Genomic DNA, 26,280 nt, shown 5'->3' on the forward strand with positions numbered 1-26,280 from the left:
CCAGCTTCGACCCTGTCACTGCGCCTTCCGCCAGTGACTCCTCAACCACCGCTCCGCGCGCCAGCTTCGACCCTGTCACTGCGCCTTCCGCCAGTGACTCCTCAACCACCGCTCCGCGCGCCAGCTTCGACCCTGTCACTGCGCCTTCCGCCAGTGACTCCTCAACCACCGCTCCGCGCGCTAGCTTCGACCCTGTCACTACGCCTTCCGCCAGTGACTCCTCAACCACCGCTCCGCGCGCCAGCTTCGAACCCGTCACTGCGCCTTCGGCCAGTGACTCCTCAACCACCGCTCCGCGCGCCAGCTTCGAACTTGTCACCGCTTTTTCGGCTAGTGAATGTTCCACCACCGCGCCTCGGGCAAGCTTCGAGCTCGTTACGGAGTCATCACCCAGTGATTCTTCCAGCACTGATCCCCGACCAAGCTTTGAGCTCGTCACTACACCTTCACCTAGCGTCTCCTCTACTACCGCACCGAATGCCAGCTTCGAGCTCGTCACTGCTCCTTCGCCGAGCGTCTCCTCCACTACCGCTCCGCGACCAAGCTTCGAGCTCGTCACCGCACCTTCGCCTAGCGAATCCTCTGCTACCGCTCCGATCGCCAACTTCGAACTCGTCACTGCACCTTCGCCAAGCGTCTCCTCTACTACCGCCCCGCGACCAAGCTTCGAACTCGTCACTGCACCCTCGCCCAGCGATTCCTCTACTACCGCTCCGAACGCCAACTTCGATCTCGTCACTGCACCTTCACCAAGGACCTCTTCTACTACCGCTCCGTGTCCAAGCTTCGAGCTGGTCACAGCTCCATCGCCAAGCGTCTCTTCCACTACCGCCCCATGACCAAGCTTCGAGCGCGTCACTGCACCTTCGCCAAGCGATTCCTCCGCTACCGCTCCGAATGCCAATTTCGATCTCGTCACCGCACCTTCACCGAGCGTATCTTCCACTACCGCTCCGCGTCCTAGCTTCGAGCTCGTCACTGCTCCTTCGCCAAGCGACTCCTCTACTACCGCTCCGAGCGCCAACTTCAGGCTCGTCACCGCTCCATCTCCAAGCGTCTCTTCCACTACCGCCCCGCGTGCAATCTTCGAACTCGTCACTGCGCCTTCGCCCAGCGAATCTTCTACTACCGCGCCGTCTGCAAGCTTCGAGCTTGTTACGGAGCCTTCGCTCAGTGATTCATCGACAACAGCGCCGTGTGCGATCTTCGTTCTCGTCACCGCTGCTTCGCCAAGCGATTCCTCTACTACCGCACCCCTGGCCAGCTTTATGCTAGTGACCGCTGCATCGCCAAGCGATTTCTCCACGATCGCACCAAGCGCAAGCTTCGAGCTTGTCACCGAACCTCTAGCCAGCTTTACATTCGTTACAGAGCCTGCGGCGAGCGATTCTTCCACGACTGCCCCCAACGCCAGCTTCGCGCTGGTTACGGAGCCTTCTCCAAGCGTCTCTTCCACGACTGCGCCATACGCAAGCTTCGAGCTTGTAACCGCACTTTCACCAAGCGTTTCCTCACATACCGCTCCAGCTGCCAGCTTCGAGCTCGTTACTGCTCCGTCACAGAGCACTTCTCCCTCGACAGCCCCCTTCGCCAGCTTCCTGCCGGTAACTGCGCCATCGGCAAGAATCTCCTCCACTACCGCTCCACGGGCCAGCTTTGCGCTCGTTACCGCGGCATCGTCAAGCTTCTCCTCGACCACTGCACCATTGGCAAGCTTCCCGCTCGTGATCGAAGCTTCACCGATGGACTCCCCCACTACCGCTCCTTGCGCCAGCTTCGAGCTCGTTACTGCTCCTTCACCAAGCGCAGCTTCAACTACTGCGCCAAATGCAAGCTTCGAGCTAATTACCGAGCCATCTTCAATCGCAGCCTTGCTCACCGCTCCAGCAGCAAGCTTCGAGCTTGTCACAGCTCCATCGCTCAGCGACGCATGTACCACAGCTCCGTTGGCAAGCTTCGAGCTTGTGATCGCGCCCGATTGCAGTTGTACTTCGCCAACAGACTGTTCAGCAAGCTGCGCGCTTCCGATGGCGCCTTGCTCCAGATGGCCTTGGCCAATTGAACCGGGTTTGATTTTACTGCCGGGAATAATGCCGTCTGGCGCTCTGTCGAATGCATACAATTCTCCCGCCAAGTGCGCCTGCGTAATCGATCCCTTCCGAATGTGATAGCCCTGTACCGCATCTGCCTTCATGTGCTTGCCTGCGATCGTCTCCAGCAGAATATGCTCACCCGTAACCGATAATCCAGCAAGCTTGGCGCCGGTTATAGCACGATCAGCCAGCTGCTCTGTACCGACTGATTGCTCCGACAGGTGCAATTGAAGCACACTCTCCGGCTGCAAATGTACGCTGTTCACTGCCGCCTCAGCTAGCTGGCGCGATCCGATAGCCCCTCCTGATATATGCTCAGATTGGACAGCTTCTGCTTGAATCGTTGACCTTCCAACTGAACCATCCTTTAAATGATTGCTGCCCACGCTTGCCCCGGCAAGCTTCTCTTCCGTTACGGCAGATGCGGTAAGATGCTGCTCTCGGATGCTTCCTTCTTTAAGGTGCACGCCAAGCACAGATTGCTCTGACAGATGACGGCTGCTAATAATTTCATCCGCCAAATGCGCACTTTCAATCGCACCCTTCGCCAGCTTATTCACAGTCACAGCACCATCAACAATGGCAATGGTATTCACACTTCCTGCGGTCAAATGATTGGCTTCAACACTGCCCTCGGCAAGATGGGATGAATCGACGGCGCCCTCGACAAGATGCTTGCTTTCCACCGAGCCAGTGGACAAATGAACGCCTGCAATCGTGTTCGGAGCCAGCTTTGAAGAGGTGACACTATTCTCGGCGAGCTTATTCGACGTAACCGACCAATCTGTTAATTTGTCCGTTGACACACTCTCTGGAGAGAGCTTAAGTGAATTGACTACATGATCGGCAAGATGATGAGAATAGACCGACCCGGCTGTCAAATGCCGCTCTGTCACAGAGCCGTTCGCCAATTTTGAAGACTTGACAGCCCCATCCTGAAGCGCGGCGGTAACGACAGCCCCGTCGGACAAATGCTCCTTCTCAATCAGCCCCTGCTGCAAATGGGCAGAACCGACAGCTTTAGAAGACAGCGACTCCTCTGTTATTGCACCGGGCGACAAATGGTACGGGCGAATCGCTTCCGAGGATATCTTGTCAAACGTGACCGCTTCATCTGCCAAATGCTTCGTTTCCACCGCATTTTCAGCAAGCTTAGCCGCACTGATGCTTCCGTCAGCGAGCTTGCGCGACGTAACAGCGCCTTCGGCAATTTGCTGCTGTCCAACAGCAGCAGGACTAATATGCTTCTGCAGCACAGCTCCAGTAGCAATCTTATTATCCGTCACGGCACCTTCAGTCAGATGGGGGGTTCCCACACTAGATTCCGCCAACTGCTTCGCTCCTACAGAGCTTACCGACAGATGCCGCATTTCAATGCCATCGTTTGCAATCTTTTCGCTCGTAATACTGAAACGGCCCAAATGCCTTTCATTGATGGATTCATCCGCGAGCTTTGCAGCCGTTATGCTTTGATCCGCGAGCTTGGAGGCTGTGACCGATTGATCAACAAGCTTCATTGTAGATACCGACTGATTGGCAATTTTGGGCGAAGTCACAGCAGAATCCATCAGATGCTCGGCCCCGATTTCATTTATTTTGAGATGATCTCCGTTTACAGCGCCTTCCTGCAACTGGTCCGGTCCTACCGCCCCGTGCGCGATTGCTTCCATCGTTACGGATGTGGCCTGTAATTCTCTTGCCCCTACCGCTCCTTCGGTTAAGTGCTCGGCGGTTATTACGCTTGGGGCCAGATGCTTTCCCAGCAGTATACCATCCGCGACATGCTCTGCGAGCAGCATACCGGGTTTAAGATGAATGGCGTCAATCGAACCTTGAGCCAGCTTCTCGCCAGTAATCGCTCCATCCCGCAGCTTGGAACGAGTGACTGAGCCGTCAGCCAATTTAGAGGTGTGAATGGCATCATTGGCAATATTCTCCGTGCGAATCGTACCGCTTTTAATTTTGTTCGAAGTAACGGCTTGATCGTCCAACAATTCATTCGTTACTACAAAAGGTTTCAGATGCTTCGCTTCAATCGAGCCCTCTGCAATTTTGTCCGCGCTTATTGTGCGGTCAGCCAGCTTCGCAGACACAATACTGCCGTCCTTTAGCTTCTCGGTAGTAATGGAACGGTCACGAATTTTCGAGCCTGAGATCGCGTTGCGGGCCAAATGATCACTTGTGATGGATTCCTGCGCAATTTTGGACGATTGAACTGCGCCATCTGCGATTTTAATGCTTTCAACCGCAAAGTCAGCTATCGACCCCGTCACAATGGAGCCTTTCTTCAGCTTCGTTGCATCCACGGAACCTGGCGCCAATTTCTCGCTTATTACCGCATTGTCCGCAATATCATCAGTGTATACGAATGGCGTTGGTCCCTCAGGCATGCGTACTTCCTCAACACGTTCCTCCTTGCTCGCCTGGTCAAGCTTCGCCTGTTCCTCGGAAAGCTCTACTGCTGTGTCGATTGCTTCGTCGATTGCTTCTTCAGCATCCCCTTCTCCCACACTGAATTCCTCGTATTCTTCGGGTTCAGGCAATGCATCCGTATCCTCCTGCTCGGGAGCAGGCTGCTCATTTTCCTCGGGTGAGCGATCATTGACCTGCGGCTGCTCGTCGATAACTGCAGCGGGTGCTGATGCATTGACTTGTACCGGCTTCCTGCTTGATAAACGCGCGGCAGCGGCTTCCCTTTTCTTCAAATCATCCAGCCATTTCAACTCCGAAGTGTTCGGATTATCGACATAAAATAGCGGCTTCCGTCCTGCGGAGCTCTTCCCTTTCCTGCTCTTCGCCATAGCCCTCTCCTTCTTCCATCTTGAAATGTCATAGGTATCATATGCACCGGGCCATGGGCAGGTCACTAGCTATGAAAGGATAAAGTTAAGCTTCCGCATACTCCCCTCAGAAAAAAACAATGCACCGCGCGTCCATTAGAATGACTGAACGGAAGCTTCCATTCGCATTCGGTATGACGCTGCGGTGCATTGTATTGGGGCTGATATCCCCGTTTAATTGTTGTTCTCGCTGGAACAGCCTGACGCCGCTCGCATCGTTTGAATCCCTTTGGACAAAGTCGCCATATACAGCTCTGATCCATGCCAATCAATATCCATGACAGGCACACCGGGCTTGACCGAGAATAGCGTAAATTGCTTGCCCAGACGTCCTATCCGATATAGTCCCCGATCCGTGCATACATACACCTGTGAATGCTTCGAGACAACTCCGAATACGAAAATATCGTTGTACTGTATCGCATCGAATCCCCCCTTGCCATCGCCGACCATAAGCTCGCCACGCTCGCTTGCGCCGACCAAATAATCTCTGGATGCCGCAATGCTCGTCACTCCGACACCAAGCTTAAATTCAGCGAAGCGATCCGTTATTCGATCATACATACTAATGCCTTTATCATGACCGGCATACAAATATTGCGGGGTAAACAAGAAATCATATACCGTAGATCCTTCAAAAGCGGATTTCTTCCACTTCTGTCCGTCATTATAGATCAGGCCATCGCCTGTAGCCGCAAAACCATAACCCCATTCTTCCTTGTACTGATAGCAAGGAGTACTAACATCCGTAGGTATCCAGCAATCGTTAAGCAGGCCATAGAGTCCTCTGCTTGTGCAAGCATAGGGTCTTCCGCCAATTAGCTGCAGCCGATTTATCGTCGATCCTTCATGCAGACCTTCGGATAATCCGCTCCAGTCCCCATCCTCGGTCTTCTGAAACAACCCCCGCCCTGGAGACGCCGCAATAAGAGAGCGATCCGAGCGTACCTTGACAGAGGAGAAATGAATTGGACTGGACTGCCAGCTTTTATAGAAATCAGGAGACATTATTCGTCAACTCCTTGTAGGAATCATATCATTCGTTCAATCATTCATCTTCTATTGTAGTGATAATGATTATCAATGTCAAATATAATGATTGCCTGAATGCAGACATTGCCATTACTATAGGCAGCCAGCATGGTGGATTGAGAGATTCCGGTGTCAGGAGGCTGGAAGGTAATTTCTTCTCACAAAAAACTAGACACAGCTCAAAAGAACCGTGTCTTTCAAGCAAGCTCCTACTCTACCTGCTAGCAATCGCCCATACCATACCTGCAAAAGTACATCTCCTGCATCCAATATAGCTGTTCTCAGCCGGATCAGCTGCAATACATCAACAATTGCCAGAACCCCGCGTATAACGCACTCTTCTGATTTTTTGCTGTACTTTCGGCAGTTAGATGGCTTGAAAGGGTCCTTTCGGGCCATATTACCTGCATTTTTACAGCCACGGGGGGATGCAAGCAACGGTTGAAGCAGATTACGGAGGAAAAATGTTCCATAGACTGTTTCAACAGCTTGGTATTTTTTGTTCTGCAGCTTACCGTTATTTATACTTGCGCCAGTCCGAGCTGCTATTATTCAGCAGGTACTCAAAATTATTATCCAGTCTCTTCTGCTCGGCCTTGCGCTCCTCCTCTGCCTGCTTTCTCTGCTCCTCTAGCTGCCTCTCTTCTGCCGCGCTCAGCTCATCGGCCTGCGCTTTGAGCTTGCTCAGAACATCAGGACTGAGAAGATCCTTCAGTGTGGCAGGTTTATCCTGGGCAGCAGCTTTCGGGGAGGGGGTGTGTTTTCTCTTCTTCGCCATGGCACTCACCTCAAATTTATTTCCCCATATTATAACGCGTGTTGCTGCGGTTCACCAAGTTGCAATTGCTTGCGTTACATCCAACACAAATGATCCTGCATGTTTGTAATTTCACCGTTTATTCTGGGGCCCGTGCTTCATGCTACTGGAAAGCCCTTAGTCCCCCGCATATCTGCCCCTACATAAAAAAACACCTCGCATACTGGTATTCACGGTGGTCGAGACACACCCAATTACCAAGCCTGCATCGGTGCATTTTTGTTCAAGCCTTTCCGCACCGCGTGCGCCTCCCGGTGCGCGGTGCCATCGCGGCACACGGTGCTCGGTCACACGTCGGCGGTCAAACCTCGACTTACATGCTGTTCCTGCGGCCAGCTGCATGCCAGAGCGAGCCAGCACCTTTGCCAAGCGGTATCGAGCATGCAATTGCGTCGGTGACGAATCGCTTTGCTTCTATGACCGCTTCCGGCACAGACATACGGAGAGACAGACATGCGGCCACAGCAGATGCTGTTGTACAGCCCGTTCCATGCGTATTCGCAGTGAGCAAGCGAGGCGAACGCAATATGAGCGGCGCTGCCAGTGAATCGCCAACAAGCACGTCTACTGCAAAGCCCTCCGTTTCAAGCTCGCTGCTATTGACACGGCCCTTGATTGCGAAATCGATGTATTCACTATCTTCTGCCGAATGGCATTCCTCAGCTATCCTATAATCTGCCCTTGCCTTGTCATTCAAATGTCCGCCCTTCAGCAGCACATAACGAGACCCTAGCGCCAACAGCTCCCGCGCCGCCCGAATCATATCATCTACACCGACAATATCCGATTCCTTCCAGCCAAGCAATTCACAAGCCTCCGGTAGGTTAGGCGTGATCACCTCAGCAAGCGGAAACAGCACTGTCCGCATGGATGATATCGCTTCTGCTCGCAGCAGGGCTGATCCATCCTTCGCATGAAGGACAGGATCAACAACAACATGAGCGATAGGATGATGCTTAATCGCCTTTGCGACAAGCTGGACCACCTCCGATGACAGCAGCATGCCTGTCTTCATCACTGGAGCGCCAATGTCTTCCAGTACGGAGCTCAGCTGTGCTTCTACCATATCGAGGGGGACAGGATGGATAGCCTGTACGCCGACACTGTTCTGCGCCGTAACGGCCGTAATCGCCGTCATGCCGAAGACGCCGAGCTCCTGACAAGTTTTGAGATCAGCCTGTATGCCCGCTCCACCGCCGGAGTCTGAACCAGCAACGATAAGAAGCCTTGGCGGTTCAGCTCCAGCAACATACGAGCGTTCTCCCACTGCCATCACCGCGCACCTCGTGCTGACGCAAGGGCGAAACGATCCGGCGCGAAGGCCATCAGCAAGTCCGAAGCAATCCGCCGCTCTGCCAACAGGTCGCCAACTATCGCCGAAGTGGCTGGACTTAGCAATATGCCATTGCGATAATGTCCGGCAGCAATGATGATGTTCGGCTGACCTGGAACCGTTCCGATAAGCGGATAGCCATCCAGCGTCGCTGGCCTTAATCCAGCCCAGCGGAGATACGGCTGTTTGCCCTCCAGAAAAGGAAACAGCCCCGGCCCCCAGCGAAGCAGCCTGTTTATGCCGCGTTCCGTCACTGAATTATCGTAGCCCGCTACATCTTCGGAGGCGCCGCATACAAGCGAGCCGTTCCTTTTGCCTACCCAATAGGCTTGACTTGAGAACACCATATGTTTGACATCCGGCAGCGTTCCATCGAATGCGCAAATCTGGCCCCGTATAGGATGAATCGGAATCGGGAACCCGAGCAGCTCTGCATAATAACATGCCCATGCCCCAGCGCAAACTACCAGCTTGTCGCCATCAATGTGCTCGCCGGAACCGATTCTGATGCGAATACCGTTATCGGTATTATGAACAGTTATATCGCCTGCATGGGCAACGAACTGAACCCCCAGCTTTCTGCATGCCGCCTCCAATGCTTCTACAAGCTTGGGCGCATACACATGACTTTCATGCGGACTGTAAATCGCAGCGACCGCACGACTTGACAATGCGGGCTCCATCTTGTGAAGACGCCCTGCCTCCACCAGCTCGGCATCTGCGCCGAATCTGTGCTGCCAAGCCATTCTTGTCTGCAGCGGCAGCACATCTGCTTCATGCATCGCAACCGACAAGCTGCCTGATGACACAAGCTCGGCGCTCAATCCCGACACAGCTTCAATGCGCTCTACCCATTCAGGGTATCGCTTCAAACTATCCAGACAAAGCCGGAAGAAAGTGTCCGGCTGCTCTGCATTTTCCGTATAAGGCGCCAGCATGCCCGCTGCCGCTCCTGATGCTTGACCGCCGATTGCTCCGGGCTCGACCACTGTTACACGCGCACCGCCTTGCACAGCCTCGAAAGCGCAAGAAAGTCCAATAATGCCGCCGCCGAGAATGACAACAGAATGGCCCGCCACGTCAATGGCTCCCTTCCTGCGAAGCAGCCGCCACAGCCGCCATCGGCATTGAAATACCCTCATGCACGCTGCTCGCGGAGGCGTACCTGCGCTGCGGAATGCGGCCAGCCTGATAGGAAAGCCGTCCAGCCTCCACGGCAAGACGCATCGCACGAGCCATCGCAACAGGATCATTCGCCTTCGCCACCGGTGTATTGACAAGAATGCCATCTGCGCCAAGCTCCATCGCCCTAACGACATCAACCGCCGAACCGATCCCCGCATCCACAATAATCGGAACCTTCGCATCCTCCACGATAAGCCCGATATTATAAGGATTGAGAATGCCAAGCCCGGAGCCGATAGGCGCACCTCCTGGCATGACTGCGGAAGCTCCCGCTTCCTCCAGCCTTTTGCAAAGAATGGGATCGTCTGACGTATAGGGTAGAACGACAAAATTTTCTTTTGCCAGCTGCTCTGTCGCCCGCAATGTTTCGATCGGATCGGGCAGCAGCGTTCGCGGATTTGCGCTAATCTCAACCTTAATCCAATTGCCAAGCCCGGCTGCCTTGGCCAATCTCGCGATGCGAATCGCTTCCTCTGCGTTGCTCGCGCCGGATGTGTTCGGCAGAAAAACCAGCTCACGATCCGTCATATGCTGCAAAATCGAGTCATCCTCGACACTTGCAAGATTGACTCGGCGAACTGCAAAAGTAATCACCTCAGCTCCAGAAGCATGGAGCGCCATCTGAAGCACTGCCGGACTCGGGAATCTCCCCGTTCCTAAGAAAAATCGCGAAGAAAGCTTTTTACCGTCAATTACTAGCGGATCTTCATGGCCTGCCGTGATCACGCCGCTCAACCTCCTCCTACAAAATGAACAAGCTCCACAACGGCTCCCTCAGTAAGAGGAGCGCTCACCCAGCTCTCTATCGGCACGATCTCGCCATTCAATTCGACGACAATACGTTTATCGCGCAGATTCAATTGCTCCACCAGCTCCAGCACAGTCCGCGCAGTCGTCCGCTCTTCGCGTCCGTTGACGCAAACCTTGCGAGAGCTGCTTATCATGCTGTCGATTTGCTTTAATCGTATGTGATGCAGAAATGAACGGCATGCCCCCGCTACATCCTCGCTCCCGACAATAGCTGAGACCGCGCATATCCAAGCAGCACCCGCATCAAGCACAGCATTCACATTATCAAGCGTAATACCGCCGATTGCAACGAAAGGCAGCTTCACCCTCTCAGCCGCTTCGCGAACATAGTCTGTCGTAACCGCCGTTCTGCCCGGCTTCGTTCCAGTCGGATAGACGGGACCGACACCGATGTAATCCGCGCCTCCACGCTCGGCTTCCAGCGCCTGTTTGATACCATGAGTCGATATCCCGATTATTTTGTCCGGGCCGAGAATGCGCCTTGCCTCTGCCAGCGGCAGATCGTCCTGCCCCAGATGCACGCCGTCTGCGCCAACCGCCAGCGCAATATCAAGATGGTCATTGACAATGAACGGCACCTCATAACGCTGTGTCAGCTCGCGAAGCGCATAAGCTTGCGCAAGCACTTCGCGCTTGGGCGTATCCTTTGCCCGCAATTGCACAATATCTGCTCCGCCGATTAATGCTTGCTCCATCACATCGAGCATCGTTCGACCGGGATGGTAATTCTCACCTGTAATCACATATAACCGGCAATCGTTCAGCCTTTTCACCTCGTTGCTCGCCTCCCAACTGTCTCTTTCCAGAACAGCTTCTTCGCATCCTGATCTATATATCCAGCGTGTTCACCACATATCGCCTGCATAGCGTCACAGCTACCAGCGGGTCCTGTGTGCCTTGCACTAGAATTCGTCCATCGGGAAAAATAACGAGTCGCTCTTCGTCCGTAATATGGGCTCTGACAAGATAAGGGTTAGCCGTCACCGTACAGCCGAGTGAGACAAGAGCGTGCTCCAGATCTCGCAAATCAATATGGCGACCGAGCGTTACCTGCACACTGTCGCGTCCGCAAAGCGTTATCGCCCTTGGACGCTCCATATATACAAGCCCCTTGTAATCCTCTTCGCCAGGGACGGCACCCTGCTCATCCTCAACTGCCGGTTGCCGCATCGAAATCCCACTACTCGTCTGCTCCAGCTTGCTGGACCTCAGCAAGGCCAGTGCACTTGGGCTGCATATCGAACAGCTTGATACCGGTGCTGGCACTGCTGATTCTTTCAGTCGAAAAGGCCACAGGTTAGCCGTCAGCCATGTTCCTCTGAGCGCCTCCCCGTTGCCGCTCAGCCATTTCAGCGCCTCAACCGCCTGCATGGATGCAATCCATTCTACGATAGGGGAGATCACGCCTATCGTATCGCAAGTTTCTGCTCCATCACCTTGCTCTGCGCCGCCTATTAAACAACGCAGACAAGCCGTTTCACCCGGCACGAGGACAGCACTCATCCCTTGCGCGCCTGCAATTCCGCCGTAGAAGAAAGGAATACCCAGTTGGAAGCACGCATCACTCAAGAGCAGCCGTGTTGCCGCATTATCAGTTCCATCCAGCACCAAATCGGCGCCTTCCATTAGCTGAAGCACATTGCTCTCCGTTACATCAGCAACGAATGGCTCAATGGAGATGTCGCTGTTAATGCGCCTCAGCTTGTTTACAGCAGCAACCGCCTTGGGCAGCGCCAAGCGCGCATCCTCCTCGTCAAAGAGCATTTGACGCTGCAGATTGCTCGGCTCTACAAAGTCACGATCCGTAAGCTTCACAGTGCCGACACCCATGCGGACCATGTGCTGGGCAAGCGAAGCGCCAAGCGCTCCGCTGCCCACAATGAACACACAGGCGTCCCTCAGCTTTGACTGCCCGCTGAGGCCAATAGGCGAGAATCGGGTTTGACGTGAATATCGAGCAGCCCATTCATTCTGATTATCCGAATTCGATACACTTGACGAGTCTGCAGCTACTGCAGCCTCAATGCTTCTCTCAAGCATAGATCGAGCTGCCGGCTGCCTTGAATGCATCCGCCTTTTCTTTCATCCCTGCTTCGATAGCCTCCTGCGTCTCAAGACCGTTCTCAGCCGCATAATCCCGAATGTCCTGTGTGATTCGCATGCTGCAAAACTTAGGTCCGCACATCGAGCAGAAATGAGCCGACTTGGCCGCGTCTGCCGGCAAGGTCTCGTCATGGTAGGACATCGCTCGCTCAGGATCAAGCGACAGATGGAACTGATCGCGCCAGCGGAACTCAAACCGGGCCTTGGAGAGCGCATTATCGCGAATTTGAGCGCGTGGGTGGCCTTTTGCCAAATCTGCAGCATGAGCTGCGATTTTATACGTAATAACGCCTTCCTTCACATCCTCCTTATTTGGTAGTCCCAAATGCTCCTTCGGTGTAACGTAGCAGAGCATGGCCGTTCCGAACCAGCCGATCATCGCCGCTCCGATTGCCGAAGTAATATGGTCATAACCAGGAGCAATGTCCGTCGTAAGCGGCCCCAACGTATAGAAAGGAGCCTCTTGGCAAACCTCAAGCTGGCGGTCCATATTTTCCTTGATCAGATGCATCGGGACGTGGCCCGGTCCTTCAATCATCACTTGAATATCATGCTTCCAGGCGATTTTGGTCAGCTCGCCAAGCGTTTCAAGCTCACCGAACTGGGCTTCGTCATTGGCGTCTGCAATGGAGCCCGGACGCAGACCATCCCCCAGCGAGAACGAAACATCGTATTGCTTCATAATCAAACAAATATCCTCAAAATGCGTATACAGGAAGTTTTCCTTGTGATGCGCGAGACACCAGGCCGCCATAATTGAGCCGCCTCGCGACACAATGCCGGTCACACGCTTCGCTGTAAGCGGTATGTAACGAAGCAGAACGCCAGCATGAATGGTGAAATAGTCCACGCCCTGCTCGGCCTGTTCAATTAGCGTATCGCGGAATACTTCCCAGCTCAGATCCTCCGCTTTGCCGTCCACCTTTTCCAGCGCCTGATAGATGGGAACCGTACCGACCGGAACTGGAGAATTGCGGACAATCCACTCACGCGTCGTATGGATGTTTTTTCCTGTTGATAGATCCATAATCGTGTCCGCGCCCCAGCGAGTCGCCCACGTCATTTTCTCCACCTCTTCCTCAATCGAGGAGGCTACAGCAGAGTTGCCGATATTCGCATTGATTTTGACATGAAAATGTCTTCCGATAATCATCGGCTCGCTTTCGGGATGATTAATATTCGCCGGAATGATAGCACGGCCAATTGCAATTTCATTGCGCACGAATTCCGGCTCCATGCCCTCCCGAATCGCGATATATTCCATCTCGGGCGTGATGATCCCCTTGCGCGCATAATGAAGCTGCGTCACATTGCTTCCGGCTTTAGCCCGCAGCGGCCTGCGCTCCAGAGCAGGGAACTGCTCAGCACCCTTCTTCGCCATCGTTTCCTCTGTAACGAAGCCATTATCCACCGGTTTGATATCGCGCCCATCATAGGCTTCTACATCACCGCGCTCCTCGATCCATGCACGGCGAAGCGAAGGCAAGCCACGGCGAACGTCAGACTTATATTCAGTATCCGTATAAGGACCGCTTGCATCGTAGACACGAATTGCTTCATTGGGCACATCCTCGCCGCCATTGCGCCCAGCTGTCGAAGAAAGTTCAATTTCGCGCATAGGTACGCGGAGGTCAGCACGGCTGCCCTGTACATAAACTTTGCGGCTGCCCGGCAGCGGTGTCGTAAGAATCGTCATAAATAAAAAACCTCCCAAGGTATGATTATCGGATAATCCCTAGAAGGCGCATGTCGTATAGAGGGTGCGGACGGGCAATGCTGCAGCGCTTCGTTAGCCGTCCTTCGTCAGAGCGCACAAAAAAACCGCTCCGGCGAAGGAGCGGTGAATGTCGCGGTCTGCTGCCCGCAAGCTGAAGCATGCGCTTCACACTCGCGGGCACACAAGTCATTCGGCCTGTCATGATCTGCAATCACAACGGTCCGCATGCTTGCTTGGCACGCACAATCCCACTTTCCTACGCTGGCATGACCCAGATCAGGTTCGAAGGGACCAAGGCAATTGCGTGCCTTATCTCAGCCCATTTAATGGGCGCCCCTAGTGGATTTCCTGGTTCGACTATACCGCTGATGAACAAACATTGTCAATCTTTATTCTTCATACTTGTCCTTCCCCAGCGCAGCGGCCTGTATGTTCATTTCAATCGTTCAATTTATATAGCAGGTTTAATCATCCTCCGCTATTGCCTTCGATGAACACCAACCGTTTGCTGAATATTGCCCCTGATCGCAATTGGCACTGTCGTTGTTTTAATCGTTCCATTGCTGTAAGTGGCAGTAAACGTAAAGATGAGAGGACCGTCCGGCAAATGCTCGAAGCTCTCGTCCCACATCTCCCCAGTCCAGCTCGTACCTGCTGCATTGGAGGGTGTCATATCTACTGAAAAACCGCCCATCGTCACTTCAACCTGTTCCGTCCGCGTAGCTGTACCCGTTGCCGTCGTGCCGCTTGCCAGAACAAATTTCTCACCGGCCCAGAATACATCGTATCCTCGCGGACTATTATCGGTACCACTCTCCTTATTATTGAAGGACTTCCGTCTCTCATTCCAAAGAGCTGTGTGGTCCACCTGTCCTTCAACTTTCAGCGGCAGCACTGTAATTGTCTTAACAACGACAACTGCTGGAGCTTTGCCATCCGAGACCATTTGCTCGACCTTGTATCCCCCTGGCTCGGCTCCTCTGAATACCGGCCCTGTAGTTGAATAAGGCTGATTAACATGATAGGCAAAAGATTGCTCCATTCCATCGGGGTCCGTCACTTTATAGCTGACGCTTAGCATGTCTCTGTCCGGGTCATCCAGCGCATGCGATACTCGGATCATATCCCCCTCATAGACCGGTTTGGGCAGCCAGTCAAAATCAGCTGTCGGCGGCCGGTTCGTCTCGATATAAAAGTACTTGGGAGCGCTCCACTCGCTCCAATCATATCCGTCATAGGTCCGAACTATGACATACATCGGGACATGCTCCGGCAAATCAACGCTGGGCCGCCAATTCAGTGAAGCCCCCGGCTTCACGCCGGATTCAAACAGCTGCATTCCGCCATACCTGTAGAGCTTGAGCTCATAGCGGGTTTGCGGGTCATTATCCGCATCCGAATAGCTCCACATGAAAGCTGGACGCAGCTCAGTGAGCTTCGTCGGATTGTTCTGATCCACACTCTCTGGCACTGTAATTTGAGCCACAGGCTTGTGGTTCACAATGTTCACCTGGCGGCTGAACTGCGCTTCCGCTCCTGCCGAGTCTGTCACTATTTGACGAATGGTAAAAGAACCCAAGCTGCTGAATGTCTTTGACCAATTGGTGCGCGATGTGCTCTGTATGGACTCCGCCCCGCCAGTAGTCATATTGCGAATATAGTACTCATGCGGCAGATTTTGGCGTCCGCCATCCTCTGCATCATAGGCTGTTGAATTGATCGTGATCGGCACGTTGCGGAACGTGTTGATATGGGATGTCGTGAAGCCTGGAACAGGCGGTGTGTTTGGCGTTGCAATAGATGATACATCCAACGTCACGACAGTGTAGTCCGACCAAGCCCCGTATTCATCCTTCACAGCAAGCCCAATATCATAAGGCCCCTTCTCCTGCGGTGTTACAAGCTTCTCATAGATCGTTGCTCCTGAAGGTGTTGTGTAAAAGAACTTCTTCTCGACGATCCCTTTTGTCCGCAGATAGTCCAAACCTGTAGCTTCAGTTGAATACTTCGTACTGCTTTCATATCTATCCGGGTCAAAGCTGCTGTCACTCCAGATCAGCTTGCCGTCTGCCGCTGGAACAACCGTGAACTTCGAAATCGGACGGCGATGCACCGTGACCTGCTTCATGAACGGATTGGAATTTTTTCGATAGTTGTCAAAGGTCATGTCCGGCGTGAGATAGTCCGGATGCGGATCATCCTTCGCCCTTAGCGTCACCTGGTAGTCGCCGACCTTATCAAAGCCCAACCGCTCGGAATCGAAGGTTTGGCCGTTCAGTGCCGATACGCCCCCATTGTTAATAAACCTTGGTGTGTGCTGGATGCTCCAGCGATAGGAGCCAGCCTTCGGATCGCCTTCGGGATCGAGGAAGAGGATGTTCTTATACGCTACATCAGCCGTCGCGGTTCCTTCGTCCCAAATCGCATAGCTGTCCGACCATTCCACCTTATGACGCACAGCTTTGTACGTAAGCGAGCTGAACCGCACAAAGGACTTATCGCTATAATAACCGAAGCGTCCTTCGCTATATGCGCCGTCCTTCGCGGACAAGATCGGGATGTTATTCAGAAACACCTCGATTTCATCGCCTACCGCTTTAATGCGCATACCATAGCTTTTATCCGATTCAAATGCGTAGCTGCCAGTCTGAAGGACTGTTTGTTGGCCATTCACATATTTGACGAGATTGAACGAGGTTCCGTCGGTTTCCACCGCATATCGATTCTTCGGGTCCTGCATCCGGAAGGAGAAGCCCATCGTCTCGTTGTCATATGGAATATCCACCATCCGCAGACTGAATCTCATTTCGGCATCATTCAGTGATAGGTTGGACATGAACTGACCATTCGTGTATGCCTTGCGAACGATCGGCGCCGTTGACGGCGTGCCAGCAACAGCATTTATACCGTAATATCCTTCGCTCAACTCTGTAAAAAAGACGTAAAACCCGTCGCCGAAATATTCGCCGTAACGGATCGCATTACTGATTTCCAGCTTGCTTATAAGCGAGCCGGAAGGACTGTACACGCTGCCGAAGTCGGTACGATGACCCTCGACGGTTACAGACCCTTTGCCTGCTGCGGAATTCCCATTCCAATCTACATAATAATTGTCGAACTGAACTGCCGATACACTGTCTCCCTGCAGCTCGGAATAGCGTTGTTTCAGAGCACCCGTATGCATATCCAATACGAGGATGCCGTCTGTCGGGAAGTTGAACATTCCTTCCCACCGATTTTGATAAAATCTTGCCGCTACCTCCGCCTTGAACGGATTGATCGCCAGCCCGATATACGAATCGAAATCATACATGCTTCCATATCCGCCCAGAGAGCCCCTTGTCGGATAACCAAGCTCTGATGGCGGCGTCATGTAAGTGCGCCAGGCAACAGTTAAATCCGGGTTATATTTCGTTACACTGAGATCGTAATATTGATCTATGTTTCCGTTGCGAGAGGCGAAGCCTCCCTGTGCGAACAGGTTTCCATAAGGATCGCGGAACAATTTTCCTACCTTATACTTTGCCCCATGATTATTAATATAAGGTCCTCTTGGCGCAGGTATCGTCCAGTCCGGCTTATTCGTCAAAGTCAGATCCGGCGTTAGCTCAATCCATTTCGTTACCGGAATACCGGCAGAATGGTTCATACTAGTCGAGTAATCCGAACGCAGCATAACGTTGCTGCCTTTCGTATGGTCTATCTTCCAGTTGGACCAGCCATTCATGTCGCCCCGGCCCAGATCATAGATCATTGTTTTTTCTTTCAGCAATGCGCCTGTATACGCATTATGGACACGCAGATTGATGCTCACATCGATCATATCAAGGATATACAAATATTGATCGGCAATGTCCCAATCCAGTATCTGGCCTTTATTGCGGATCACGAATGCATAGGGACTGCCGTTCTTGTACCTGTGCTTGAGGCTCCGGGTTTTGTCATCGATATAGGACTCTACCGGTGAGAGCCGCTTGGGATCAAGTGCGTATATGCCATTGGTCGATGTGAACAATTGGCTTTGGAAATAAAACAGCTTTTTATTGGAACGCAGCTTCGCTTCCTGATCTTCCTTAATTATATTCCCGGTGTTATCTATCAAGGGATGGATCAGACTCGTATTAAAGCTGGTCGCTGCTCTCCACGGCGACAATCGGTTTGTACCGAAGCCATTATTGATCAACGGGAAACTGTTGAACGTCCTACTGCCCATGTACCCCGTTACCTTGTAAATATTATCGCCTTGATCGCCGAAGTTCCTCCCTTCGCCGCCAACGAGGCTGCCACCCTCCGCGTGCCACAGGTTTGATTTGTTAAAAACCTGCTCGTGGCTGTTCGTCACATATACCGGCCAATTCAGCATATCGTTCACTCTTACGGTCGTTGATGCGTCCAGATCCGGCTGCGGATTCTTGCCTTCTACCTCGAACGAAACCTCCGGAGCATTGTTCACGACATCCAGTATAAGCGTCGATTCGGCTGCAGCCGACGTATCCCCTGCCTTTCCATAGTTTTCAGTTACCTTCACATAGAACAAATACTTACCCACCTTCGGAGGGTTAATGACAACATTCTGCAGTTTGCCATCGATGGACTGCCAAGCATCGTCTGCGAAGCCGTTATTCTTCGCATCATATTTGTACTTGTACTCTGCCAGAACGATTTCATCTCCATCCGGACTGTAGGACTCGTTGAGGATAACGGATGGTTCATTGCGTATGCCGAGTGACGGCACTTTGAGCTTGGCAATCGGCGGCAGATCCGGCTTGACGATAATTGTACAGGTGGCTGGCGATTCGGACTTCAAGCCATCTGTATCATAGACATCGAGCGACACAGTTACAGTAATATTTTCGCTCGTCCCATTCGTGTACGAGTTGTTCTTATTCGTCCATTCATCGCGGCTGTGCTTAATCCCTTTGCCTATCGGACTATAGCTTCTGCTCGAATTGAAGGCAGAATCGGGCACAGGATGATTCTCAATGACGAATGGCGGACATTCGAGAACAGCAACCGGATTTTTGGAGACGACATTGATATACGTCGAAGACTGCGCCGTTAATCCCCATTCATCGCGAATCTGAGCGGAAATATTGTGGAAGCCCTTCTCCATCGTAATGTTGAGCATGGCCCAGTCATGGACCGGATACTTGGTTGGCAGTGACCTTATCCAGGAGGACTGGCTCTGGCTGAAGAAAAATTCGTCAAAAAAAATCCGATCACCATCTGGATCGCTTGGTGTCGGAATACTGGGATTTTGTATGACAATGAGATCTAATTTCGTCCCTTCTACGATATGATGTACTGGCTTAGTCGGTTCTTCCGGCCGTACAAAAGCGATTTGAAATTGAGGTGGGTTATTGTCACTATCAGGAGCTTGTACAACCAGCGGTTTCGGTCCGACTACCTTCTCACCGCAGCTTGTTTTGATTGTCATGTACACATTATGCGAACCAACACCGATAATCGATGGATAGGTGCTGTGCGTGAAGGTGGAGTCTTTCGTGTGTCCATATACCTCTGGGCCTGTCCATGTTATTCCCCGTTCGATCTTGAACGAGTGCGATTGATAGGTGCAGCCATTCATAAGGAAGTCCTTCGGAATTAATGTGAACGAATCACGATAATTAATCTTGTTAGGGTCAATATCGAAGTCACCAGTGAATGTCTTCGTGCCAGGGTCGCCAGGCTTGAATTCTTTTGATACTTCATTGTTGCTTTCCGATTCTTCATCGATTGAATTCGCAGAATCCACAATGAATCGGAATGTTTTCTTTGCAGCGGAAGTGAATTTGTAATCGAATGAAATATCTCTTGTAGAGCTATTGGATGGAACAGAAGACAGCGTGCTTAGATGCAGCTGCGCACCCGTTTCGTCCAATACTTTTAGGTTGAACGATTTGTTGATAGCTGGGCCTTCATTGCGATACTGGGCTTTGAAGGTTGAGGTTTTGCCGATCTCAGGTGTTTCCGCACTTACAATATCAATTGCAACAAGATCGGGTTGGGTTGGTTCAACTATTCTTTCATAGGTGACATCAATTTCAAATTCCATGATGTATGTTAATGCGATCCATTGTGTCACTGTATCTAATCTATAAATGCGCCCTTCTACCGGATATGGTAACGAATAATCAGGTTCATAATCCCCAATTGGTTTATTAAACTTTTCTATCATAGGTTTATGAAGCTTGATATAGCCGAAACCATCTTTACCTTTTCCTTTTTCATCGACTATAATTCCAGTCTTACTCTCACAATTTCCATACTGATCTTTCGTTTCACAAATTCTTTTTCCGTTTTCATCTAGATCCCCAACAGGAATAGCGTCTATAATATTGAAGGATGGAGGGTAGATTAAAGATTTAGGTATAACAACCATATCCTTCGTTTCAAATGTTGCTGGGGGCATTATTGCATCCGACCAAGAAGCTGCTGATCCATCAGGAAACCGAAGTTGTTCAGGGATCTTCCTTCCACTAATATCTTTATCCGGAAACAGCCCTGGATACTGCGATATTCCATTACTCATCGATGCAACAGCTCCAGGGAATTCATATGTTCCTATTTCCGGCAAACTAGTTCGCCAATTCTTACCTGAGCTAGTCCGCCAGATCGCATGGTACATATGTGAATCTGTTGTACCAGTTAAAGGGACCATATCTCCATTTAATCCCCCGACAATAATTTTATTAGTAGATTCATTATATTCTCCCAATTGCCCCTTACTTATACCGTTTTTTTTCAAATTATAAGATTTTACATTATAGTTCGTGAACTGGGGAACTAGTACAGAAATATTGCGAAGAAGTATAGGGCTATATTTCTGATACCCTGTCATATTAGCTGACGATATTGTTTTCGTCATCGTGCTTGCTTCTGCCGCCATTGTAGGCATCGGAAACAATGTGACTACTATTGCTAGAAATAATAGTATGGAAATAAAACGTTTCAAATCTGTCACCCACCTTATCTAAATATCTTCCCTTCTTTTGAAAAGAAGAAGTTTCTTGATATCGTCCAATCAAAGTAAAAGAATGTTTTATTGTGTTCTCTAAATGTGTTCAATTTTGACTTGCTTATTGTGGCCAAATGCCATGTATTCACTTTATTAAGTGTGTCTAATTTTATCGGTACTCTTAACGCTAATGGGGTCGTCTTTAAAAATTCTGGTGAAATATATGATCTAATAAAATGAGGATTACCAGTCATCATGTCAAAAAATAATGTTGTTTTCGGAACTGTTTTTACATTCTCCATCGTAATTTTGTACGCAACTAAATAATCTCCCTTCCAATCGCTCCTACTTATTTTATTGAGTTCAGGAACCCATTTCCGATAAGGACTATCCTTATCATCAAGGTCAATAATTAAGATTTGCTCGAATGTACCTTTTACCGCATCCGAAAGAGCATGTGTTTGAGGCAAGGGATTTATCTTACCTCCCCACATCGTCTCCATGTTTGTTCCACTCAATTCCACTTCCGCATAAGAAGCAGCACGCTTATCCATTTTTAAAGTTTGACCAGCAAGAGCTTGAAGTACACGATCGATAATAACTACAGCTTGCGCGCGAGTGGAGGACTCATCTTTACCCAACTCCCCATTAGCTACACCCGTAATGAGACCGCGTTTCGTCGCTTCATACATCAACTCTTTATCCTTCGCATCCCTCAAGCTTCTGTCTACCGCACGCACCGCAATTCTGGCTGTCTCCAATCGTGTAATCGGCTTATCCCATCCAGCAGCGAAATCCTTCGTCGTATAAACGCCTGCAGTCTTTGCGGCCTCAACATACGGTACATACCATGATTGCCCTTCCTTGCGCTCAGAAACATCAAGTTTAAGCGCTGTGACCGCCATTTTGATTAACTCTGCGCGTGTTACAGTTTGATTAGGTTTAAATGTGCCATCAGAGAATCCGTTCACGATTCCTCGCTGAACGAGACTTGCAACAGAAGAATAGAACCAGTCCGACGACTTCACATCGTTGAACCTTTCAGCAGTTGCAAAACTAGTAGTAAATGAAATTTGTGAAACAAGCAGAACTAACACAGCTACAAATAAACTAATCTTTCTTAACATTAATATCTCTCCCTTATCTCGTTAATGAACACCGTTTCAGAATGCTGCAGCAATGCTGGCAGCTATTCCTTTCATCCTGATGGTTCTTCACATCCCTCCTCATCTATCAACAATTAATTACATTGTTTTGAATATTGTAGTTGGCTAGCAGGAATGCTGACAGATAGATCCCGTAGATATGAGGCTGAATATTTTTGATAGCCTCTCATATTGGAAGATCTTACAGTTCGTGCAGGCTCTGCTGCTGCTGAAACTGATTATTTGTTTTTTCATTGTTCCAATTCTCACTCCTCCTTATAAAAAATTCGTCCTTCAGGTGCTAAATGAATTACACTTTGGTTATTGCGCTGAAAGTTAAAAAATGGCCAGTTTTTTTCTTTGAAGCGCGCAAGTTTTTCTTTGCTAATAGTAACTAGATGCCACGTCGTTACTTGGTTTAATTTATTCAATATGATGGGTATTCTTTTGCTAAATGCTGTCTTAGTATCTGGTGAGATTACTCCTCTTCGAAAATCCGGGTTACCTATAAGCATGTCAGAATAAAACCATGCTTTAGGGATAATCTTGGAATTCTTCATTGTAATCTTGAAGGCAATAAGATTATCACCCTTCCAGCTCTTACTATCTATTTTCACAAAATCGATAACCCAATTTCTGTACGGGCTATTCTTATCATCTAAATCGACGAATAGAATCTCCTCGAATGTACCTTCCACAACATCGGAAAACTTGTGCGTTTGAGGCAAAGCATTCATCTTCCCGCCCCACATCGTCTCCATATTCGTTCCACGCAGTTCCACTTCCGCATAAGAAGCAGCACGCTTATCCATTTTTAAAGTCTGGCCAGCAAGAGCTTGAAGTACACGATCAATAATAACGACAGCTTGGGCGCGGGTAGAAGACTCGTCTTTACCTAGCTCTCCATTAGCTACACCCGTAATAAGACCGCGCTTCGTCGCTTCATACATCAACTCTGTGTCCTTCGCATCTCTCAAGCTTCTGTCTACCGCACGCACCGCAATTCTAGCCGTCTCCAGTCGTGTAATCGGCTGATCCCATCCAGCGGCGAAATCCTTCGTCGTATAGACACCTGCAGTCTTTGCGGCCTCAACATACGGAACATACCAGGATTGCCCTTCCTTGCTCTCTGCAACATCAAGCTTAAGCGCTGTGACCACCATCTTAATTAACTCTGCGCGTGTTACCGTTTGTTTAGGTTTGAATGTTCCGTCAGAGAATCCATTCACGATTCCTCGCTGCACGAGACTTGCAACAGATGAATAGAACCAGTCCGACGACTTCACATCCTTGAAGCCTTCAGCAGTCGCAGAACTAGTAGTGATTGAAATTTGTGAACCAAGTAGAAATAACACAGCTGCAATTAAACTAAAACTAATCTTTCTCATCAGTAATAGATCTCCCTTATCTCGATAATGAATCGTTTCAGAACGTTGCAGCAATGCGGGCTGCTATCCGTTCATCCTATTGATTCTTCTCACCCCCTTTATAAATCAACAATTAAATACATTGTTTAGAATATTTCACCACCGCCTATGAAAACACTCTCCCTTTTGGTGCTAATAAGAATGATTTCTGAATATTCCAATCAAAATACCAAAAATAACTGTTCTTAGCCTTGTACTCTGCGATCTTTTCTTTGCTTATTGTGAACAGATCCCACGTCGTTACTTTGTTCATCGAATTAAAGGAAATATACTTTTGAATCGCAATTGGGCTTGATTTTGTATGTTCTTCTGGAATAACTGCCCTTACCATATATGGATTTCCAATAAGCATAAAGCTATAAAGAATTTCGGCTTTTTTGATGATTTTTGTATTCTCCATTGTCACTTTAAATGCGAGCAGATAATCCCCTTTCCATGGATTACCATCAATTTTTAATAGTTCTGGCACCCACCCCCGATATGGACTATTTTTATCATCGAGATCAATTATAAGCACTTGCTCAAAAGTACCTTTAACTTCGTAAGACAAATCCTGTTTCAACGGTAGCGGGTACATCTTCCCGCCCCACATCGTCTCCATATTCGTTCCACGCAGTTCCACTTCCGCATAAGAAGCAGCGCGCTTATCCATTTTTAAAGTCTGACCAGCAAGAGCTTGAAGCACACGATCGATAATAACGACAGCTTGAGCGCGGGTAGAAGACTCGTCTTTACCCAGTTCCCCATTAGCTACACCCGTAATAAGACCGCGCTTCGTCGCTTCATACATCAACTCTGTGTCCTTCGCATCTCTCAAGCTTCTGTCTTCCGCACGCACCGCAATTCTAGCCGTCTCCAGTCGTGTAATCGGCTGATCCCATCCAGCAGCGAAATCCTTCGTCGTATACACGCCTGCAGTCTTTGCGGCCTCAACATACGGAACATACCAGGATTGCCCTTCCTTGCGCTCAGAAACATCAAGTTTAAGCGCTGTAACCACCATCTTAATTAATTCTGCGCGTGTTACCGTTTGTTTAGGTTTGAATGTTCCGTCAGAGAATCCATTCACGATTCCTCGCTGCACGAGACTTGCAACAGATGAATAGAACCAGTCCGACGACTTCACATCCTTGAAGCCTTCAGCAGTCGCAGAACTAGTAGTGATTGAAATTTGTGAACCAAGTAGAAATAACACAGCTGCGATTAAACTAAAACTAATCTTTCTCATCAGTAATAGATCTCCCTTAACTCGATAATGAATCGTTTCAGAACGTTGCAGCAATGCTAGCTGCTATCCGTTCATCCTGTACATTGTTTAGAATATTTTTCCGCCTCCTCTTGAATGAAAACAATTGTATTAGTAATGAAGTAATAATTGTTACTAAAGTGATAATAGAGAGGGTACGTTTCAATTATTCCACCTACTTCCCAAAAATCTTTCCTTTTGGAGCAAGATCAATATCTTTTCCATTTGTAAGCGTAAAATATAACAATGCCATATTCGATTTCTTAAAGTCTGAAAGTTTATCTTTACTTATTACCTGTAGATCCCAGGTAGTAATTTTATTTAACGTATCTTGTAGAATATATTTTTTTTGACCAAAAGGGGATGGTTTTTCTTTATTTAAAGGTATATAGGCATCCATGAAATGAGGTGCACTAGCAAGGTTATTAAAATAGAAAAAACCTTTTGGAGTTACTTTTGTATTCTCTAGTACAATTTTAAAGGCTACTAAATAATCCTTATTTGTTTCAACCCCATTGATTTTTTTTACTGTTGTAGCCCAACTACGATAAGGGCTTTCTGAATCTTCAAGGTCGATGATCAGAATTTGCTCGAAAGTACCGGTTATTGATGTGTATAAACTATGTTTTTGAGGAAGATCATTCATCTTCCCGCCCCACATCGTCTCCATATTCGTTCCACGCAGTTCCACTTCCGCATAAGAAGCAGCACGCTTATCCATTTTTAAAGTCTGACCAGCAAGAGCTTGAAGCACACGATCGATAATAACGACAGCTTGAGCGCGGGTAGAAGACTCGTCTTTCCCCAACTCCCCATTGGCTACACCCGTAATAAGACCACGCTTCGTCGCTTCATACATCAACTCTGTGTCCTTCGCATCTCTCAAGCTTCTGTCTACCGCACGCACCGCAATTCTGGCTGTCTCCAATCGTGTAATCGGCTTATCCCATCCAGCAGCGAAATCCTTCGTCGTATAAACGCCTGCAGTCTTTGCGGCCTCAACATACGGTACATACCAGGATTGCCCTTCCTTGCGCTCTGCAACGTCAAGCTTAAGCGCTGTGACCGCCATCTTAATTAACTCTGCGCGTGTTACCGTTTGTTTAGGTTTGAATGTTCCGTCAGAGAATCCATTCACGATTCCTCGCTGCACGAGACTTGCAACAGATGAATAGAACCAGTCCGACGACTTCACATCCTTGAAGCCTTCAGCAGTCGCAGAACTAGTAGTGATTGAAATTTGTGAACCAAGTAGAAATAACACAGCTGCGATTAAACTAAAACTAATCTTTCTCATCAGTAATAGATCTCCCTTAACTCGATAATGAATCGTTTCAGAACGTTGCAGCAATGCTGGCTGCTATCCGTTCATCCTATTGATTCTTCTCATCCCCCTTTATAAATCAACAATTAAATACATTGTTTAGGATATTTTACCACCTCTTCTATCATTCGACGATACCTTACAACAAAAAAAGCACCCGCCTGCAAGCCGAAAATCAGCCTACAAGCAGGTGCTTCCTGCTATAAGTCATATACAAGCATTTCGTTCAATTACATTTATCTTACTCAAA

The 26,280-nt window shown here is 49.6% G+C and carries 14 protein-coding genes and 1 riboswitch; all 14 genes read right to left on the bottom strand.

The genetic code is table 11. From position 1 onward, the window contains the following. Window positions 1–4,894: hypothetical protein (locus L6H65_RS23220; protein WP_236345371.1), on the bottom strand; the 4,894-nt coding region annotated here is incomplete at its 3' end. 213 nt (window positions 4,895–5,107) lie between these two features. Continuing rightward, window positions 5,108–5,941, bottom strand: a complete 834-nt coding sequence (locus L6H65_RS23225; RefSeq protein ID WP_236345375.1) for a hypothetical protein — start codon at window positions 5,939–5,941, stop codon at window positions 5,108–5,110. Between the two features lie 541 nt (window positions 5,942–6,482). Further along, entirely contained in the window at window positions 6,483–6,743 is a 261-nt protein-coding gene (locus tag L6H65_RS23230; RefSeq protein ID WP_236345380.1) for a YqkE family protein, read from the bottom strand. Between the two features lie 352 nt (window positions 6,744–7,095). Further along, the gene (gene thiD / locus L6H65_RS23235) at window positions 7,096–8,055 is read right to left on the bottom strand and encodes a bifunctional hydroxymethylpyrimidine kinase/phosphomethylpyrimidine kinase (protein WP_236345386.1); all 960 of its coding nucleotides are present in this window, start codon (window positions 8,053–8,055) and stop codon (window positions 7,096–7,098) included. After that, window positions 8,055–9,257: a glycine oxidase ThiO gene (thiO, locus tag L6H65_RS23240; protein WP_236345389.1), complete on the bottom strand. Its 1,203-nt coding sequence runs from the start codon at window positions 9,255–9,257 to the stop codon at window positions 8,055–8,057. The genes thiD and thiO overlap by 1 nt, the downstream gene beginning before the upstream one ends. Continuing rightward, window positions 9,196–10,026: a thiazole synthase gene (locus tag L6H65_RS23245; RefSeq protein WP_290370466.1), complete on the bottom strand. Its 831-nt coding sequence runs from the start codon at window positions 10,024–10,026 to the stop codon at window positions 9,196–9,198. The genes thiO and L6H65_RS23245 overlap by 62 nt, the downstream gene beginning before the upstream one ends. A gap of 5 nt (window positions 10,027–10,031) precedes the next feature. Continuing rightward, on the bottom strand, window positions 10,032–10,883 hold the full coding sequence (gene thiE / locus L6H65_RS23255) for a thiamine phosphate synthase (protein ID WP_307728385.1): 852 nt from the start codon (window positions 10,881–10,883) through the stop codon (window positions 10,032–10,034). A 55-nt stretch (window positions 10,884–10,938) separates the two neighbouring features. Next, window positions 10,939–12,150: a ThiF family adenylyltransferase gene (locus L6H65_RS23260; protein ID WP_236345392.1), complete on the bottom strand. Its 1,212-nt coding sequence runs from the start codon at window positions 12,148–12,150 to the stop codon at window positions 10,939–10,941. Beyond that, entirely contained in the window at window positions 12,143–13,909 is a 1,767-nt protein-coding gene (gene thiC / locus L6H65_RS23265; protein WP_236345394.1) for a phosphomethylpyrimidine synthase ThiC, read from the bottom strand. The genes L6H65_RS23260 and thiC overlap by 8 nt, the downstream gene beginning before the upstream one ends. A 257-nt stretch (window positions 13,910–14,166) precedes the next feature. Then, window positions 14,167–14,278: riboswitch (TPP riboswitch) on the bottom strand. A 130-nt stretch (window positions 14,279–14,408) separates the two neighbouring features. Continuing rightward, window positions 14,409–20,015: a CARDB domain-containing protein gene (locus L6H65_RS23270; RefSeq protein ID WP_236345403.1), complete on the bottom strand. Its 5,607-nt coding sequence runs from the start codon at window positions 20,013–20,015 to the stop codon at window positions 14,409–14,411. An 884-nt stretch (window positions 20,016–20,899) separates the two neighbouring features. Next, window positions 20,900–22,015 carry an S-layer homology domain-containing protein gene (locus tag L6H65_RS23275; protein ID WP_236345407.1) on the bottom strand — a complete coding sequence of 372 codons (1,116 nt, stop codon included), beginning with the start codon at window positions 22,013–22,015 and terminating at the stop codon, window positions 20,900–20,902. Between the two features lie 284 nt (window positions 22,016–22,299). Then, a complete protein-coding gene (locus L6H65_RS23280; protein ID WP_236345416.1) occupies window positions 22,300–23,421 on the bottom strand; it encodes an S-layer homology domain-containing protein in 1,122 nt (373 codons plus the stop codon). A gap of 145 nt (window positions 23,422–23,566) precedes the next feature. Then, window positions 23,567–24,688: an S-layer homology domain-containing protein gene (locus tag L6H65_RS23285; protein ID WP_236345427.1), complete on the bottom strand. Its 1,122-nt coding sequence runs from the start codon at window positions 24,686–24,688 to the stop codon at window positions 23,567–23,569. A 193-nt stretch (window positions 24,689–24,881) separates the two neighbouring features. Further along, entirely contained in the window at window positions 24,882–26,003 is a 1,122-nt protein-coding gene (locus L6H65_RS23290) for an S-layer homology domain-containing protein (RefSeq protein WP_236345429.1), read from the bottom strand. Between the last annotated feature and the right edge of the window lie 277 nt (window positions 26,004–26,280).

Origin of the sequence: Paenibacillus plantiphilus (genome assembly GCF_927798095.1) — a bacterium.
In the GTDB taxonomy this organism is placed as follows: Bacteria; Bacillota; Bacilli; order Paenibacillales; family Paenibacillaceae; genus Paenibacillus_Z; species Paenibacillus_Z plantiphilus.